Here is a 15,602-nt window from a genome sequence, read left to right on the forward strand (position 1 = left end):
TGTCGACGCGGGCGCGTCTCAATACGGCGTCCCACCCGCACGCTTCTGCTTCAGTGCCTCGGCGTACCAGACCAGTTCGTCGAGAAAGCGCGCGGCCGCCCGGCCGAGCCACTCCTCCTTCGCCGCGCCGTCCGCGTCGAGGGCCTTGCCGATCCGCGGGATCGGCAGCAGCGAGGGGATGCTCGGGGTGCCGAGCTCGCACAGCATGGCGCGCAATTGCATCGCCGCCCGCACGCCGCCGTACTGGCCGGCCGAGTAGCAGCAGATCGCCGACGGTCGCCAGGCGTATTCCTCGAGGAAGTGGTCGAGGGTGTTGGACAGGGCCGGCGGAATGGAATGGTTGTACTCGGCCGAGACCACCAGGAAGGCATCCGAGCGCCGGTAGAGGACGGCGAGATCCTCCAGCACCCCGGGCGCCTCGCCCTTGAGGTACTCCTTGTACATCCGGTCGAGGAGCGGGAGCTGCAGCACGGCCGGGTCGACCAGCGGCGCCTCGTATCCGCGCGCCTCGAGCTGCGCGATCAGGAAGCGGGCGGCGCGCAGGCCCTGCCGGTCCGAGCGGACGGAGCCGAGGATGACGGGGATCGTGAGGGTCATGGGCGTCTCCCGAGATGGCGCGGCGAGCCTGGCGGATTTGCCCGGCCATCGCCCGTTTCCGCCCGCATCCTTACCACAGGGTCCGAAGACCGGCCGGCGTCGCGACGACGGCCTCGTAGCGCAGCTGCGGACCCGCCCGGATCGCGATCGGCGAGGCGAGGCCGAGCTCGCGATGCAGGCGTTCGACCTGCGCGGGGTCGGGGTGTTCGACGACGAAGGCGGACAGGCGGACAGGCGGGCACCGGCGTCCGGCATGGCGGCGGCCGGGGAGCCGCGCGCGCCCCAGTCGATCAGGCAGGGCGCCAGCCCGTCGAGGGGAAGCGCACCGTCGTCCCTGACGCCGAAGGACCAGACCCGGTCGCCCCGCGAGACGCGCCGCGGGCGTCCCAGCAGGGGTGCCATCCGGTCCAGCGCCGGTCCGAGGTCGGACGTTCGCGCGACCCAGGTCCGGAGCCGGCGGCCGGCGTCCCAGTCGCGCCGGACCCGGTCCGCATCGTCGAGGCCGAACCAGCGCGGACGGTCCGGGCGGGCGGCCTGCGGATCGACCGCGATGATCTCGAGGAAGACGTCGTCGCCGAGGCGGAGCAGGTGATTGACCGTGCCCATCTCCGGGTGCCGGCCGCCGAAGGGCATGTCGAGGCCGAGGGCGTCGCGAACGTGCGCCACCCCCTCCCGCAGGGTCGGGGCGATGATCGTGAGATGGTCGAGATGGAGCATGCGGATGACCGGCCACGGGGCGGTTGCGGGCGACGGGGCGTCCCGCAGGACGATCTCCGGTCGTCCGACCGGCCGCTCATGGCGAGCGAGCGTCGACCCGGTTTACCGCCGCTTCCGGCGGCCCGCCACCCGGCCGGGTTCCTGCCGTCGCCGACCGGCCGCGAGCCGGGCCGCAGGCGTCCCTGGCCGGGCCTGTCGCCGAACGCGAAGCGCCGGAGCCTCGTTGGAGGCCCCGGCGCCACGTCGCATCGTCGACGATCGCATCGGATCCGGGCGTCGCGCCCGGAACCGATTACTGCGAGTAATACATCATGAACTCGACCGGATGCGGGGTCATCTCGTAGCGCATCACTTCCGTCATCTTCAGCTCGATGAACGAATCGATGAAGTCGTCGTTGAAGACGCCGCCCGACTTGAGGAAGGTGCGGTCCTTGTCGAGGTTGGACAGGGCTTCACGCAAGCTGCCGCACACGGTGGGGATCTTCTTCAGTTCGCGCGGGGGCAGATCGTAGAGGTCCTTGTCCATGGCCGCACCCGGATCGATCTTGTTCACGATCCCGTCGAGGCCGGCCATCAGCAGGGCCGCGAAGGCGAGGTAGGGGTTGGCCATCGGATCGGGGAAACGGACCTCGACGCGCTTGGCCTTGGGGTTGTTGGTCCACGGGATGCGGCAGGAGGCGGAGCGGTTGCGGGCCGAATAGGCCAGCAGCACGGGCGCCTCGTAGCCGGGCACCAGGCGCTTGTAGGAGTTGGTGGAGGGGTTGGTGAAGGCGTTGAGCGCCTTGGCGTGGCGGATCGTGCCTCCGATGAACCACAGGCACTCCTGGCTCAGATCGGCGTATTTGTTGCCGGCGAAGACCGGCTTGCCGTCCTTCCAGATCGACTGGTGGACGTGCATCCCCGAGCCGTTGTCGCCGTAGACGGGCTTGGGCATGAAGGTCGCGGTCTTGCCGTAGCTCTGCGCGACGTTGTGGATGCAGTACTTGTAGATCTGCATGTGGTCGGCGAGCAGGGTCAGCGTGTCGAACTTCATGCCGAGCTCGTGCTGGGCGCTCGCCACCTCGTGGTGATGCTTCTCCACCGTGACGCCCATGGACTGCATCGCCGCCAGCATCTCGCCGCGCATGTCCTGCGCCGAATCCTGCGGCGGCACCGGGAAGTAGCCGCCCTTGGTCTGGACGCGGTGGCCGAGGTTGCCGCCCTCGTAGTCGGTCATGCCGTTGATCGGCAGTTCGACCGAATCGAGCTTGAAGCCGGTGTTGTAGGGCTCGGCCGCGAACTTCACGTCGTCGAACACGAAGAACTCGGCCTCGGGGCCGACGTAGATGGTGTCGCCGATGCCAGTGGACTTGAGGTAGGCCTCGGCCTTCTTGGCGATGCTGCGCGGATCGCGCGAATAGGGCTCCCCGGTGCCGGGCTCGAGCACGTCGCAGACGATCGACATGGTGGAGGCCGAGAAGAACGGGTCCATGCAGGCGGTGGCCGGGTCGGGCATCAGCAGCATGTCGGATTCGTTGATCGCCTTCCAGCCGGCGATGGACGAGCCGTCGAACATCGTGCCTTCGGCAAAGATCTCGTCGTCGACGAGGGAGACGTCGAAGGTGACGTGCTGCCACTTGCCCCGCGGGTCGGTGAAACGGAAGTCGACGTATTTGACGTCGTTGTCCTTGATCTCTCTGAGGACGTCGGCAGCTTTCTTGGCCATTCCTTGAAGCCTCCTTGCTCGCTCGGCATTCAGCCGTGGTTATTTCACGGGCCGTTCGCACGCCCCGCGGTCGAGAGGTGTCGTGTACAGGAAAAGCGCCGACGCGGCGATGACGCCGAACGGACCTTTTCCGAGCACCGTTGGGATTTTCTCAAGCTCCGGCGGGCATTTCCGGGCGCCCGGGGCCCCGGGCCGGCAGGCGCGTTCTCGTATGACGGCGGCCCTTCGCGCAAGCCCCGGACGCGAACCGTGGCGCGGGACGGCGGCGGGCCGTCAGATCGCGTCGCCGCCGGTCTCGCCGGTGCGGATGCGGATCGCCTCTTCGATCGAGGAGACGAAGATCTTGCCGTCGCCGATGCGGCCGGTCTGGGCCGACTTGCGGATCGCCTCCACGGCGCCTTCCACCAGCGAATCCGCCAGCACGATCTCGAGCTTCACCTTGGGCAGGAAGTCGACCACGTATTCGGCGCCGCGATAGAGCTCGGTATGGCCCTTCTGCCGGCCGAAGCCCTTGGCCTCGATCACGGTGATGCCCTGCAGGCCGACCTCCTGAAGCGCCTCCTTCACCTCGTCGAGCTTGAAGGGCTTGATGATCGCTTCGATCTTCTTCATGCCGAACGGGCCTGACCTGCTTGTGACGGAACGGTATTTTCTAGCACCGAGACCCCGGGGGCGCCACGGCGTTGGCGACCGGAATTTTCCTAAAACCGCCCACCCTCTGTGCAAACGATGCAAATCGTTGCGGCAGCCGGCGACGCCGATCCCGTTTCGTGGGCAGAACCGGGCGCCGGCGGGCAACATATCGGGAGAGGCTGGATGAGCGACGCGCACCTGATGACCGTGGCGGGGATGCGGGCCTGCGATGCCCATGCCATCGCCGGCGGCATCACCGGCTTCACCCTGATGCGCCATGCCGGCGGCGCGATCGCCGATCGCGCCCGCGCGCTCGTCCCCGACGGCCACCCGATCCTCGTCCTGTGCGGGCCCGGCAACAACGGCGGCGACGGTTTCGTGGCCGCGCAGGAGCTCGTCGAATCCGGCTACCGGGTCGCCCTGCACCTGCTCGGCACCGTCGAATCGCTCGCAGGCGACGCGGCGCTGGCCGCCGCCGCTTGGTCGGGCGGCGCCGATCCCCTGGAGGCGATGGGCGATCCGGCCGCCTACGGCCTCGTGGTCGATGCCCTTTTCGGCGCGGGCCTCGCCCGCGACGTCGAGGGTGTGGCCGCCTCCGCCATCGCTGCGGTGAACGCCTCCGGCGTCCCGGTCCTGTCCGTCGACGTGCCCAGCGGCGTCGACGGCGATACCGGGGCGGTGCGCGGCCTCGCCGTGCAGGCCACCGAGACCGTGACCTTCGTGGCCCTCAAGCCGGGCCACCTGCTCGAACCCGGCCGGTCCCTGTGCGGGACGGTGCATGTGGCCGCCATCGGCAGCGGGCGCGCCGCCCATGCCGAAGGGCTCGCCCGGTCGGGCCCGGCCATGGTCCGCAACGGGCCGGAGCTGTGGCTGGCGCACCTGCCGCGGCTGACGGCGTCGAGCCACAAGTACACCCGCGGCCATGCGGTGGTGCTGTCCGGCCCGGCCTATCGCACCGGGGCGGCGCGTCTGGCCGCCAGGGCGGCCCTTCGCGTCGGGGCCGGCCTCGTCACCCTCGCCTCGCCGACCTCGGCGCTGCCCGAGAACGCGGCCCACCTCACCGCGATCATGCTGCGCGCCAGCGACACGGCCGACGATCTCGACGACCTCCTCGTCGACGAGCGCCTCAACGTCGTCCTGGCGGGGCCAGGCCTCGGTATCGGCGAGGCCACCCGCGATCTCGTCGCGGTGGCGGCCGCCGTCGGGCGCGGCCTCGTCCTCGATGCCGATGCGCTCACGAGCTTCAAGGGACAGGCGGCCTTGCTGGGCGCCCATGTGGCCGACGGCGGCGGGACCGCCGTGCTCACCCCCCACGAGGGCGAGTTCGAGCGCCTGTTCGCCGACACCGACGCGCTCGAGGAGGGCCTGTCCAAGCTCGACCGGGCGCGCCGGGCGGCGGCCCTCGTCGGCGCCGTCGTGGTGCTGAAGGGGGCCGACACGGTGGTGGCCGCCCCCGACGGACGGGTGGCGATCAACGACCACGCCAGCGCGCATCTGGGCACCGCCGGCTCGGGCGACGTGCTCGGCGGCCTCGTCGCCGGGCTGCTGGCGCAGGGGATGCCGGCCTTCGAGGCGGCGGCCGCCGCCGTCTGGCTGCACGGCGACGCCGGGCTGCGGTTCGGGCCCGGCCTCATCGCCGAGGACCTGCCGGAGATGCTGCCGACGGTGCTGGCCGCCCTCGCGGGGGAATGACCCCCGAACGATCCGCTAAAGGTTGCGCGACAGCATCAGCGGCTGGCTGCGGGCGGCACCGGCGCGGCCGTAGGGCGAGGGCGCGTTCGACGGCATGCCGTAGACGGTGGCCACCCGCGACCGGCTCATCTCGGTGGCCAGGGTCTTGACGAGGCCCTCCGCCACCGAGCGGGCGGTGGCGAGCACGATCTGGTTGGTCTCGACCACCCCGGTGAAGCGCCGGTGCGCGGCCTTGAGGCCCTCGATCCCCTCGGGCGCGAAGCGTGCCAGCGCGATGGCGTTGGCTTTGGCCGCCTCGAGCCCCTGGAGGTAGGCGCCCATCAGCGCGGTCTTGCGCTCGACCGCGCCGAGGCCGTCGCGCAGGCGGCCCTGGCGGACCAGGGCGGTCTCGGCGTCGAGCACGGCTTCCAGCGCCTGGAGATCGGCCATCACCTGCGCCACCAGGGCGATGGCGCCCTGCCGGTCGCCGATCCGGACCGTGCGGGCGTCGTCAGGCTGCGCCACGGGAAGCCTCCTGCATGCGCATCATCTCGCGAAACACCTGGTCGCCGATGCCGACGCCGCCGCTCTTCACGATCTGGCCGGCGTATTCCTTGGTCAGCATCGAACGGTAGACGCCGCCGCCGGTGCCGTTCTCGCCCAGCGGCCCGTCGGTACCCTCCGAGGCGGTGAGCTTGTCGAGGGTGTTCTCCAGGAACATCGTCTCGAACTCGGTGGCGGTCTTGCGCGCCTTGGCGGCGGCCTTTCCATCAAGGGCCGACTTGCCATCGACGGCCGATTGCGATTCGGCGAGGCTTTTCGCCTTGCCGTTGCCGCTCAGGCCCGCGGCGAGGTCGCCGACGATGGCTTTGCCGACGCCGATGGCGGCCGAGACCGCGAAGGGGGCGAGGATCATGACGGTGACCTGCGGTGGACGGGAAGGGGGACGGTCGTCATCGGCTCACATCACCTCGATGTCGGCCTGGAGGGCGCCGGCGGTCTTGATCGCCTGAAGGATCGAGATGAGGTCGCGCGGGCCGATGCCCAGCGCGTTGAGGCCGTCCACCAGCTCGCGCAGGGTGACGCCCTCCTTGACCAGGGCGAGCTTGTTGCCGTCGCCGGTGTCGACCCGCACGCCGGTTCGCGGCACCACCACGGTCTGGCCCTGGCTGAGGGGGGCCGGCTGGCTCACCTGCGGCTGCTCGGTGATGGTGACGGTGAGGTTGCCCTGGGCGATCGCCACCGTGGAGACGCGCACGTCGCGGCCCATCACGATGATGCCCGAGCGCTCGTCCACCACCACCCGCGCGGTCTGGTCGGGCTCGACCTTGAGCTGCTCGATCTCGGTGACGAGGCGGATCATGTTGCCGGTGTACTTGGCCGGGATCTGCAGGGTCACGGTGGCCGGGTCGGTGGGCTCGGCGGTGTCGGCGCCCATGAAGTCGTTGATGGCCGCCGCGATCCGCTTCGAGGTGGTGAAGTCGGGGTTGCGCAGGGACAGGCGCAGGGTGCGCATGTCGTTCATCTTGAACGCCATCTCGCGCTCGATCATGGCCCCGTTGGGCACCCGCCCGTTGGTGGGCACGCCGCGGGTGATCTTGGCCGCGTCCCCTTCCGCCGAGAACCCGGCGATGGCCACCGACCCTTGTGCCAGGGCATAGACCTCGCCGTCGGCGCCCAGCAGCGGCGTCACCAGCAGGGTGCCGCCCTGGAGCGACTTGGCGTCGCCCAGCGACGACACCGTGATGTCGATGCGGTTGCCCTGCGTGGCGAAGGGCGGCAGGCTCGCCGTCACCATCACCGCGGCGAGGTTCTGCGTGCGCATGGTGGCGCCGCGGGTGTTGACGCCGAGGCGCTCCAGCATCGACTGGAGGGACTGGCGGGTGAAGGGGATGTTGTTGAGGGTGTCGCCGGTGCCGTTGAGGCCGACGACGATGCCGTAGCCCACGAGCTGGTTCTGGCGCACCCCCTCGATCGAGGCGAGGTCCTTGACCCGCGACAGGGCGGAGGCGGAATCCGCCAGCCCCAGCAGCATGGCGAGTGCCAAGCCGAAGAAGCGGATGAGGGAACGGGACGTCGTGGTGGCCATGGTGCCTGACGCGGGTTGAGCGGGACGCCCGGTCCAGTCTGCCAGGAGCATGCCAACCGCCGGGTTAATCCATCCCCTTGAAAGGGAACGATTTCTTCCATCCGCTCCGTTCCCGGAGAAAGCTGGCCCCCTCGCCTTTCCTGCCGACCCGGCAGCTTCTGCCGGGTCGTTTACGACCGGTTAACCATGCCGCGCCGATGGTGACCCCCAGAGACGGGGCGTGCGCCCCGCGAGGACCTGCTGACCCATGCGTGTCGACACCCGCTTCGTCGCCCAGGCTGCGGGGCCCGCCGCGAACGGGCGCCGGCCGGAGGCCGCGGCCTTCGCCCTCGGCGGATCGCAGCCCGCGGCCCCCTCGGTGGGAACCCCGCCCGCGGCCTCGCTGGCCGGGCTCGACGCGATCCTCACCCTCCAGGGCCAGACCGAGACGCCGATGGAGCGCCGCCGCCGCTCGACCCGCCGCGGCCACGACCTTCTGGACGGCCTCGACCGCCTCAAGGCGGCGCTCCTGACGGGCCGGGTCTCGACCCGCGACCTCCAGGCCATCGCCGGCCGCCTCTCCGACCGGGCGGCCTCGAGCGGCGATCCCCGCCTCGACGGCCTCGTGGCCGACATCGAACTGCGGGCGGCGGTGGAATTGGCCAAGCTGCAGATGGGGCGCGGGGTCTGATCCACGTTCCGGTCGATCGCTTGCGTGTCGGGCGAGAACTCCCACCCACTCACCTCATCCTGAGGCGCCCGCGGAAGCGGGCCTCGAAGGAGTCCTCCAGAGAGGTGCGGTCTCTGGAGAGCACCGACAAGCCGACCGGAAGACCATCGAACCGCACAAGGATGACGGGTTCAAAGGCCGGCTCGATCGATCGTTCCGTGTCGCCCCGAGGACGAAGCCCTCGCCGGTTCGGTCTCCGCGCCGTTGACGCCCGGCCCGTGATCTTCGACAAGGCGCGCGATGCGAACCGGCGGCCGACCGGCGCGCCCGCCTCCGGCCCCGATGCTGTTCAACGCGTTTCCCTTTCTCCTCGCCTTCCTGCCGGCCGCGCTGATCCTGCACGGGCTCGCCGCCCGCTTCCGGCCCGAGTGGCGGCTTCCCGTCCTCCTCGTCCTGTCGTTCGTGTTCTACGGCTGGTGGGACGTGCGGTTCCTGCCGCTGCTGGCCGGCTCGATCGGCGTGAACTGGCTCGTGGCGCGGCTCTTTCTGCGGAGCGGCGCGGGATGGCTGATCGCGCTCGCCATCGGGGCCAACCTCGTCGTCCTGGCGTCGTTCAAGTACCTGAACTTCTTCGCCGGTCTGGCGAACCTCGTCCCGGGCGTGGCGCTGCCGCAGGCCGATCTCGTCCTGCCGCTGGGGATCTCGTTCTTCACCTTCCACCACGTGATGTACCTCGTGGACCTGCGCGCCGGCCGGGCGCCGCCCTACGGCCTCGTGCGCTACGCCCTCTACATCGCCTTCTTCCCGCAGGTGCTGGCCGGCCCCCTCGTGCGCTGGCGCGAGATCATGCACCAGTTCGACGAGGCGCCCTATGCGCGCCCCGATGCCGCCGAACGGTTCGGGCGCGGCATCCTGCTCCTCTGCGTCGGCCTCTCGAAGAAGGTCTTCCTGGGCGATCCGCTGGGCGCCGTGGTCAACCCGGTGTTCCAGGCCGCCGCCGCGGGGCAGGCCGTCACCATGGCCGAGGCCTGGCAGGCGGCGCTCGGCTTCACCTTCCAGATCTACTTCGATTTTTCCGGCTACACCGACATGGCGCTCGGCATCGCGCTCCTGTTCGGCATCGTGCTGCCGCAGAACTTCGATGCCCCCTACCGCGCCGCCTCGCTCCAGGATTTCTGGCGGCGCTGGCACATGACCCTGTCGCGGTTCCTGCGCGACTACCTCTACATTCCCCTCGGCGGCAACCGGTATGGCCTCGCCGTGCAGTTCGGCGCCCTGTTCGCCACGATGACGCTGGGCGGCCTCTGGCACGGGGCCGGCCTCACCTTCGTCGCCTGGGGCGCCGCCCACGGCGTCGGGCTCGGCGTGGCCCTGCTCTGGCGCCGGGCCGGGCTGCCGATGCCGGCGCTGCTCGGCTGGGCGCTCACCTTCCTCTTCGTCGTGGTCACCTGGGTGTTGTTTCGCGCCACCAGCTTCGAGGCGGTGGCGGCGATCTACAGGGGGATGGTGGGTCTCGCCCCGCAGGGCTCGGGCTTTCGCTGGCGAACCCTGGTCCTGGCCGCCGCGGTGGCGATGCTCGGCCCCACCGCCTGGGTCGCGGTGCAGCGGGTGCAGCCCTCCCGCCTCGCCGCGATCCTGAGCGCGCTGCTGTTCGTGGTCCTCCTCCTCAAGATCGGGGACGATGCGAACTACGACTTCATCTACTTCCAGTTCTGAGCGATGGCCGTGACGTGGCGCGCCTTCGCGGGATGGTTCGGCGGCGGCGCCGCCGCGATCCTGTCCGGCTACTTGCTTCTCGCCTTCCTGGTCGATCCCTACGACAGCGGCCGTTCGCCGGTCTCCACGGGGGTCGGCGTACGCCCGCAGGGGCCGCGCACGGCCGTGGCGAGCCGCGGGCGCGACACCGCCTTCGCCGGGGCGGTGATCGGCAATTCCCACATCCAGCTCGTCTCGCCCGAGCGCTTGGGCGAGGCCACCGGCATCCCGTTCGTCCAGCTCTCGGTGCCGGCGACGAGCCCGGCCGAGCAGTTCGCGATTCTCGCCTGGTACCTGCGCCACCACCCGCAACCGGAGGCGATCGTCATCGCGCCCGACGAGTACTGGTGCACCGACGACCCGGCCCTGCCCAACCCGAAGTCGTTCCCGTTCTGGCTCCTGTCCGACTCCGCCACGGCCTACCTGCGCGGGCTCCTGCGCTTCTCGGTGGCGCAGGAGGTGGTCAACCGCCTCGGCCGCGCGCTGGCGCGCGATCCGGCCCGCGCGCCGCCGGACGGCTGGTCGGACTACGAGCCCGAGTACCTCGGGCTCGCCGCGGGCGATGCCCGGCAGGCCGCGGCGCAGGAGGCCCAGCGCGATACCCCCGCCCCGCAGACCCCCGACCCCGGCCGGGCCGGCCCCGGCTTCCCGGCCGCCGAGCGTTTCGCGCATCTGGCCGGCGGCCTGCCCGCGAGGACCGCCCTCGTCGTGGTGTTCCCGCCGATCGCGCCCGCTGCCCTGGCGCGGCCCGGCACCGCCCGCCATGCGGCGGAGGCGGCCTGCAAGGCGGCGGTCGCGGCGGCGGCCCGCGTCCACCCCCGCACAGCCGTCCTCGACTGGCGCCGGCCCCGGCCGGACCTCGACGATCCGTCCCAGTTCTTCGACGCCGGGCACTACCGCCACCCGGTGGCGCGACGCCTCGCCGATGCCGTGGGCGCGGAAATCCGCCGTTTGGTCGCCCGCAAGGAGGGTGGCGGCCCCCCGGCACAGCCGTGACGGGTTTGCCGCAGGGGGCGTCTCATCGGCCCTGACGGGGAGGTTGAGACAAAGCAGTGCGTTGTGGTGGAGGCAGGGCTCCATTATAGGCTCGCGAAACATCGCCGCAGACCGGCCGCGACGGGTTGGCGAAGGGTTGTCAGGATGGCGAAAGTCACGATCGAGGACGGTTACGTACCCACCGAAGCCGAGCCGTTCATGAACGACCGGCAACGGGAATATTTTCGTCGCAAGCTGCTCGGGTGGAAAAGCGAGATCCTGCGCGAGGCGCAGGACACGCTGGTCGCTCTCCAGAGCGAGAACGAGAACCACCCCGACCTCGCCGACCGCGCCTCCTCTGAGACGGACAGGGCGATCGAGCTGAGGGCGCGCGACCGCCAGCGCAAGCTCACCGGCAAGATCGACTCGGCGCTGTCGCGCCTCGAAGACGGCACCTACGGCTATTGCGAGGAAACGGGCGAGCCGATCTCCCTCAAGCGTCTCGACGCCAGGCCCATCGCCACGCTGTCCCTCGAAGCCCAGGAGCGTCACGAGCGCCGGGAGCGGGTCTACCGCGACGATTGAACCGGACCCGGCCCGTGGATCGGTGCGGGTGGGGCTGGAACGCGAGACCTCCGGCGGACTATGTGCATGGCCAGCCACAAGGACCCGCATACGGGTCCGGCCAGGAGGACACGCCATGACGCTCAGCCCGATCCGCCTCGGCGGCTTTCTCGCCATCGCCCTCCTCGGGCCGGCCTCGGCGCAGCCCGTGGCTCCGCCCGCCGAAGGGTCCGCCGCCCAGCAGCTCGACCTGCCCAAGCTCGATCCCAAGCGCAACAACGCGGTCCGGCTCGCGGGACTGGTGGGGTTCGTCAACGAATCCTGCCCTGACCTGAAGCCCGATTACGAGCGGTTCAAGCAGGTGCTGTCCCGCCTCGGCGTCGATCCGGCCGACCTCGAAGGCAACGAACTGCGCCTGCACGCGATGTCCTACATCGAGGCCTACCGGAAGGACGTGCCGGCCAATTGCGCCCGCGCCGTGCAGAACTTCGGCGAGGCCGGCACCACCGTTCCCGGCCTGATCGGCAAGCGCTGAGGCCGGCGCCGGCGGCGCTTTCGGCGGGTCCGTTCACCGTGTCGACGTCGTCCGGCCGGGCGACGCGATTTCGAGACGCCGCCGGATGTCGGCGTTAGGCGCCCGTTAGCCTCGATCGGGGAGAGTCCCTCCCAGAGTGTGGCGTAAGGCGGCGAGTCTCCGGTGGGGGCCGTCGCCATCGGGTTTGGCGTTCAGCGATGGGTCTCGGTGCCGGTATCGCGACAGGACGGGGGCGGCTTTGCGCCGTTGTCCTCCTCGCGATTCTCGCCGCCTTCTCGCGGGGGGCGGATGCCGAGGCCGCCAAGCTCCTGGCGGTCAAGGGCCAGCAGGCCGACCGCTACGGCCGGATCGTCCTCACCTTCGACAGCCAGGTCGCCGTGAAGGCCACCGTCTCCGGCTCCGTCATGGTGGTGCGCTTCGGGGAGGCGAGCCCGTCCGGCCCCGAGCGCATCGCCGCCGAGATGCCGGATTACGTGACGGCGGTGCGCCGCGACCCCGACGGGACCGGCATGCGCATCGCCCTGCAGCGCCCGTTCCGCCTCAACGTACAGAGCGCGGGCGAGCAGGTGTTCATCGATCTTCTCACCGAGGCCTGGTCGGGCCTGCCGCCGCCGCTGCCGCCCGAGACGGTGGCCGAGCTGTTCCGACGCACCAAGGCCGCCGAAGCGGCCCTGCGCGCCGCCATGCCCCCGCCCGAGCCGCGGCGCCTCGTCCTCGAACTGTCCCATCTGCCCACGGTCACCCGCCTCAGCCTGCGCCTGCCGCCGGAGGCCGCGCCGCGTTTCGAGCGCATCGGCGAGGCTGAAACCCGCCTGTCGATCCCCGGGGCCTGGCGCATCGACGATGTCGCCGCGCGGGGCCGCACCAAGCCGGCCATCGAGGCGCTGGCGGTGGAGACCGACGTGACCGGCGCCCGCCTCCGGGTGACCCCGGCCGCCGGCTGGAGCGTGCGCACCGACCGCGACGAGGACGGCGTCACCCTCGACGTCGTGCGCACCGATCCGTCGGAGCCGGCCAAGTCCATCGCGATCGCCAATCCCCTCGTCACGGCCAAGGCCGCCGCCCAGGCTCCCTCGCCCGCCGCCCAGGCTTCCTCGCCCGCCGCCCAGGCTCCCTCGCCCGCCGCGGTCGGCGCCGGGGCCCAGCCGCCCGCACAGAAACCCGCCGACGAGATGCGCCCCGTGCCGGCGCCGAGCCCCGTGGCGGTGGTGCGGCCCGATGGCCCCGGCCTCGCCTTTCCGTTCAAGCGGCTGCCCCCGGCCGCCCTGTTCGAGCGGGCCGGGATCGCGACCTTGGTGTTCGAGACGGCCGAGCCGGTGCCCGCGCCCGCGACGGAGCCGCCGTTCGTGAGCGTCGGCCCTCCCCTGCGCACCGCCGGCGTCGTCGCCTTGCGCTTTTCGGTCCCCCGAGACCGCCTCCTCGACCTCGTCCCGATGGGGAGCCCCGAGGCGCCCACCGGCTGGGAACTGGTGGCAGGGGAGAACCTGTCGGCCAGCGAGAACCTCCAGGTCACGCGAAGATCCGAATCCGGCGGACGACTTGCCGTGGCCGTCAACCTGCCCCGCCCCGGCAGCGCCACCTGGCTCGACCTCGACGGCGAGCGGGTCGCCGTGGTCACCGGCCACGGGCCGAGACCCGCCAGCATCCCCAAGCGCCAGCTGTTCGTGGACTTCGAGATCCTGCAGAGCCGCCAGGGCGTCGCCGTCCTCGCCCAGGCGGACGACCTCCTGGTGCGCCCCGACATCGACGGCGTCGCCATCGCCAGGGAATCCGGCATGGCCGTTTCCGGGGTGGCGCGGGCCCTCGATCCGATCCTGGCCGCGGTCAACGACCTGGCGGTGGAGCGCGGGCCGTGGGAGGCCTCGCGCAGCGCGGGCGTCAGGGACCTCCTCGTCGAGCAGTCGCAGGCCGCCGCCGGCGCCGCCAGGCCCGTCCGCGGGCCCTTGCGCCTCGTCCTCGCCAAGACCCTTCTCGCCAACCGCTTCGACCTCGAGGCCCTGGGCGTCCTCGGCGCGGCGGCGGCCGAGGACCCGGTGATCGCCGGGCAGCGCGACGTCGCGATCCTCACCGGCATCGCCCTGGCGCGGACCGATCGCGCCGCCGAGGCGCGGCGCATCTTCGGGGCCGAGGCGTTCAAGCGCGATCCCGAGGCGCGGCTCTGGTCCGCCTTCCTCGACGCCAAGGCGGGCCGCTGGAAGGAGGCCGATGCCGGTTTCCGGGCCACCGCCGACGTCCTCGATCGCTATCCCGACGACCTCCAGGCGCAGTTGCGCGCCGGCGCGGCCGAGGCCGCCGTGGAGACCGGCGACTGGGAGACCGCCTCGCGCCAGCTCACCACCGCCGCGGCGCGGGCGGCGGACCGCCTGATCCAGGACCGGATCGTGCTGCTGCGCGCCCGCGTCGACGAGGTCACCGGCCAGACCGCCGCCGCCTTCTCCGCCTACGAGCGGCTGGTGGACGCGGCCGTCGAGCCCGTCGCCGCCGAGGCGACCCTGCGCGCCGCCGTCCTCGGCCAGGCGCTGGGCAAGATGCCGACGCCCGAGGCCATCGAGCGCCTGGAGCGGCTGCTCCTGACCTGGCGCGGCGGCGACGTCCAGTTCCAGACCATCGCGACCTTGAGCCAGCTCTACAGCCAAGCCCGCCAGTGGCGCCAAGCCTTCCTGGCCGCGCGCCGGGCCGAAGCGTTCGCGCCGGATTCCCCCCTCGCCCGCACCCTGCACGCCTCGGCCCAGGCGCTGTTCGACGACCTTTTCCTCGGCGAGCGGGCCTCCCTCGTCTCGGGGGTGGAGGCGCTGGCCCTGTATTTCGACTTCAAGGAGTTCGCCCCCATCGGCCGGCGCGGCGACGAGATCGTGCGCCGCCTCGCCGACCGGTTGGTTCAGCTCGACCTGCTCGATTCCGCGGGCGAACTGCTGCAGCATCAGGTCGACCATCGCCTGACCGGTGCGGCCCGCGCCGGCGTGGCTGCGCGCCTCGCCTCGATCCGGATCATGGACGAGAAGCCCCTCCTCGCCCTCAAGGTCATCGACGCGACCTACGCGCCCGAGCTGCCCGAGGACCTGCGCCGTGCCAGGGCGCTCCTGCGCGCCCGCGCCCTCTCCGACCTGTCGCGGACCGACCTCGCCCTCGAGACGATCGAAGGCGAGACAGGGCCGGACGCCTCGCGCCTGCGCGCCGACATCCTGTGGAGCGGGCGGCGCTGGCGCGAGGCCGGCGAGGCGCACGAGGCCCTGGTCGGCGAGGCCTGGCGCGCGCGCACGCCTTTGGAGGACGCCATGCGCGCCGACGTGATCCGCGCCGCCGTCGCCTACGGCCTGGCCGGGGAGACCCTGGGGATCGAGCGCCTGCGCGCCAAGTTCGCCGGTGCGATGGCCGAGAGCGCGGACGCCCGCACCTTCGCGCTGCTCACCCAGCCGAACGCCGTGCGGAGCCAGGGCTTCCGCGAGGTGGCGCAGAAGGCCACCAGCGCCGAGACCCTCAAGGCCTTCCTCAAGGAATACCGCAAGCGCTACCCCGACACCGCGGTCCCGCCGCGCGGCCAGCGCGACGGCGAGACCCGCGCCGCGGTCCAGGGCGAGGCCCCCGCGGTGCCGCCCGGTTGAGCCAAGCAGGTTTCGCAAAAGTGGTCACCGGTTTTGCGTCGAAAACCTGCGACAGACCAAAGACCTCGGCAGGGTGAAGCGTTGGCCTGCCAACGCGAACCTTCTGAGCT

Annotated in this window: 13 protein-coding genes and 1 pseudogene; 7 read left to right on the forward strand and 7 right to left on the reverse strand. The window is 71.5% G+C overall.

The annotated features are described in order from the left end of the window. Positions 1-18: 18 nt before the first annotated feature. From ASF39_RS17870 to ASF39_RS17880, 4 genes and pseudogenes are all read right to left on the reverse strand, one after another. Entirely contained in the window at positions 19-597 is a 579-nt protein-coding gene (locus ASF39_RS17870; protein ID WP_056286494.1) for an NAD(P)H-dependent oxidoreductase, read from the reverse strand. A gap of 282 nt (positions 598-879) precedes the next feature. Further along, a pseudogene (locus tag ASF39_RS20805) lies at positions 880-1,314 on the reverse strand (VOC family protein); the annotation flags it as partial. 292 nt (positions 1,315-1,606) lie between these two features. Further along, the gene (glnA, locus tag ASF39_RS17875) at positions 1,607-3,019 is read right to left on the reverse strand and encodes a type I glutamate--ammonia ligase (RefSeq protein WP_055888261.1); all 1,413 of its coding nucleotides are present in this window, start codon (positions 3,017-3,019) and stop codon (positions 1,607-1,609) included. 273 nt (positions 3,020-3,292) lie between these two features. Then, the gene (locus ASF39_RS17880) at positions 3,293-3,631 is read right to left on the reverse strand and encodes a P-II family nitrogen regulator (protein ID WP_055888259.1); all 339 of its coding nucleotides are present in this window, start codon (positions 3,629-3,631) and stop codon (positions 3,293-3,295) included. A 204-nt stretch (positions 3,632-3,835) separates the two neighbouring features. Here ASF39_RS17880 and ASF39_RS17885 point away from each other — a divergent pair, with 204 nt between their 5' ends. Beyond that, entirely contained in the window at positions 3,836-5,344 is a 1,509-nt protein-coding gene (locus ASF39_RS17885; RefSeq protein WP_056286416.1) for a bifunctional ADP-dependent NAD(P)H-hydrate dehydratase/NAD(P)H-hydrate epimerase, read from the forward strand. Between the two features lie 15 nt (positions 5,345-5,359). Here the strand turns inward: ASF39_RS17885 and ASF39_RS17890 are convergent, their stop codons facing one another. The 3 genes from ASF39_RS17890 to ASF39_RS17900 are packed head-to-tail and all read right to left on the reverse strand — an operon-like array spanning position 5,360 to position 7,358. Then, positions 5,360-5,848 (reverse strand): hypothetical protein, encoded by a 489-nt coding sequence (locus ASF39_RS17890; RefSeq protein WP_055888255.1) that lies wholly within the window; start codon positions 5,846-5,848, stop codon positions 5,360-5,362. After that, complete coding sequence (locus ASF39_RS17895; RefSeq protein ID WP_056286418.1) at positions 5,835-6,239, reverse strand: rod-binding protein; 405 nt, start codon at positions 6,237-6,239, stop codon at positions 5,835-5,837. The genes ASF39_RS17890 and ASF39_RS17895 overlap by 14 nt, the downstream gene beginning before the upstream one ends. A 45-nt stretch (positions 6,240-6,284) precedes the next feature. After that, on the reverse strand, positions 6,285-7,358 hold the full coding sequence (locus ASF39_RS17900) for a flagellar basal body P-ring protein FlgI (protein ID WP_056286497.1): 1,074 nt from the start codon (positions 7,356-7,358) through the stop codon (positions 6,285-6,287). A 301-nt stretch (positions 7,359-7,659) separates the two neighbouring features. Between ASF39_RS17900 and ASF39_RS17905 the strand changes: the two genes are divergently transcribed. From ASF39_RS17905 to ASF39_RS17930, 6 genes are all read left to right on the forward strand, one after another. Beyond that, entirely contained in the window at positions 7,660-8,082 is a 423-nt protein-coding gene (locus ASF39_RS17905; protein WP_055888252.1) for a flagellar assembly protein FliX, read from the forward strand. A 321-nt stretch (positions 8,083-8,403) separates the two neighbouring features. Continuing rightward, positions 8,404-9,777 carry an MBOAT family O-acyltransferase gene (locus ASF39_RS17910; protein WP_056286421.1) on the forward strand — a complete coding sequence of 458 codons (1,374 nt, stop codon included), beginning with the start codon at positions 8,404-8,406 and terminating at the stop codon, positions 9,775-9,777. A gap of 3 nt (positions 9,778-9,780) precedes the next feature. Beyond that, positions 9,781-10,812, forward strand: a complete 1,032-nt coding sequence (locus ASF39_RS17915) for a hypothetical protein (protein WP_056286423.1) — start codon at positions 9,781-9,783, stop codon at positions 10,810-10,812. 144 nt (positions 10,813-10,956) lie between these two features. Then, positions 10,957-11,376, forward strand: coding sequence for an RNA polymerase-binding protein DksA (gene dksA / locus ASF39_RS17920; RefSeq protein ID WP_055888248.1), 420 nt, complete (start codon positions 10,957-10,959; stop codon positions 11,374-11,376). A 115-nt stretch (positions 11,377-11,491) separates the two neighbouring features. Next, entirely contained in the window at positions 11,492-11,890 is a 399-nt protein-coding gene (locus ASF39_RS17925; protein WP_244472458.1) for a hypothetical protein, read from the forward strand. A gap of 197 nt (positions 11,891-12,087) precedes the next feature. Continuing rightward, a complete protein-coding gene (locus ASF39_RS17930; RefSeq protein WP_056286426.1) occupies positions 12,088-15,492 on the forward strand; it encodes a hypothetical protein in 3,405 nt (1,134 codons plus the stop codon). Positions 15,493-15,602 lie beyond the last annotated feature (110 nt).

Origin of the sequence: Methylobacterium sp. Leaf108, assembly GCF_001423265.1 — a bacterium.
In the GTDB taxonomy this organism is placed as follows: Bacteria; Pseudomonadota; Alphaproteobacteria; order Rhizobiales; family Beijerinckiaceae; genus Methylobacterium.

Bases quoted from the DNA above. Each gene is read 5' to 3' on its own strand.
- ASF39_RS17885 (WP_056286416.1), top strand. From the start codon at position 3,836: ATGAGCGACGCGCACCTGATGACCGTGGCGGGGATGCGGGCCTGCGAT.
- glnA (WP_055888261.1), bottom strand. From the start codon at position 3,019: ATGGCCAAGAAAGCTGCCGACGTCCTCAGAGAGATCAAGGACAACGAC.
- ASF39_RS17895 (WP_056286418.1), bottom strand. From the start codon at position 6,239: ATGATCCTCGCCCCCTTCGCGGTCTCGGCCGCCATCGGCGTCGGCAAA.
- ASF39_RS17910 (WP_056286421.1), top strand. From the start codon at position 8,404: ATGCTGTTCAACGCGTTTCCCTTTCTCCTCGCCTTCCTGCCGGCCGCG.
- ASF39_RS17900 (WP_056286497.1), bottom strand. From the start codon at position 7,358: ATGCTGCTGGGGCTGGCGGATTCCGCCTCCGCCCTGTCGCGGGTCAAG.
- ASF39_RS17925 (WP_244472458.1), top strand. From the start codon at position 11,492: ATGACGCTCAGCCCGATCCGCCTCGGCGGCTTTCTCGCCATCGCCCTC.
- ASF39_RS17930 (WP_056286426.1), top strand. From the start codon at position 12,088: ATGGGTCTCGGTGCCGGTATCGCGACAGGACGGGGGCGGCTTTGCGCC.
- ASF39_RS17905 (WP_055888252.1), top strand. From the start codon at position 7,660: ATGCGTGTCGACACCCGCTTCGTCGCCCAGGCTGCGGGGCCCGCCGCG.
- ASF39_RS17915 (WP_056286423.1), top strand. From the start codon at position 9,781: ATGGCCGTGACGTGGCGCGCCTTCGCGGGATGGTTCGGCGGCGGCGCC.
- dksA (WP_055888248.1), top strand. From the start codon at position 10,957: ATGGCGAAAGTCACGATCGAGGACGGTTACGTACCCACCGAAGCCGAG.
- ASF39_RS17870 (WP_056286494.1), bottom strand. From the start codon at position 597: ATGACCCTCACGATCCCCGTCATCCTCGGCTCCGTCCGCTCGGACCGG.
- ASF39_RS17880 (WP_055888259.1), bottom strand. From the start codon at position 3,631: ATGAAGAAGATCGAAGCGATCATCAAGCCCTTCAAGCTCGACGAGGTG.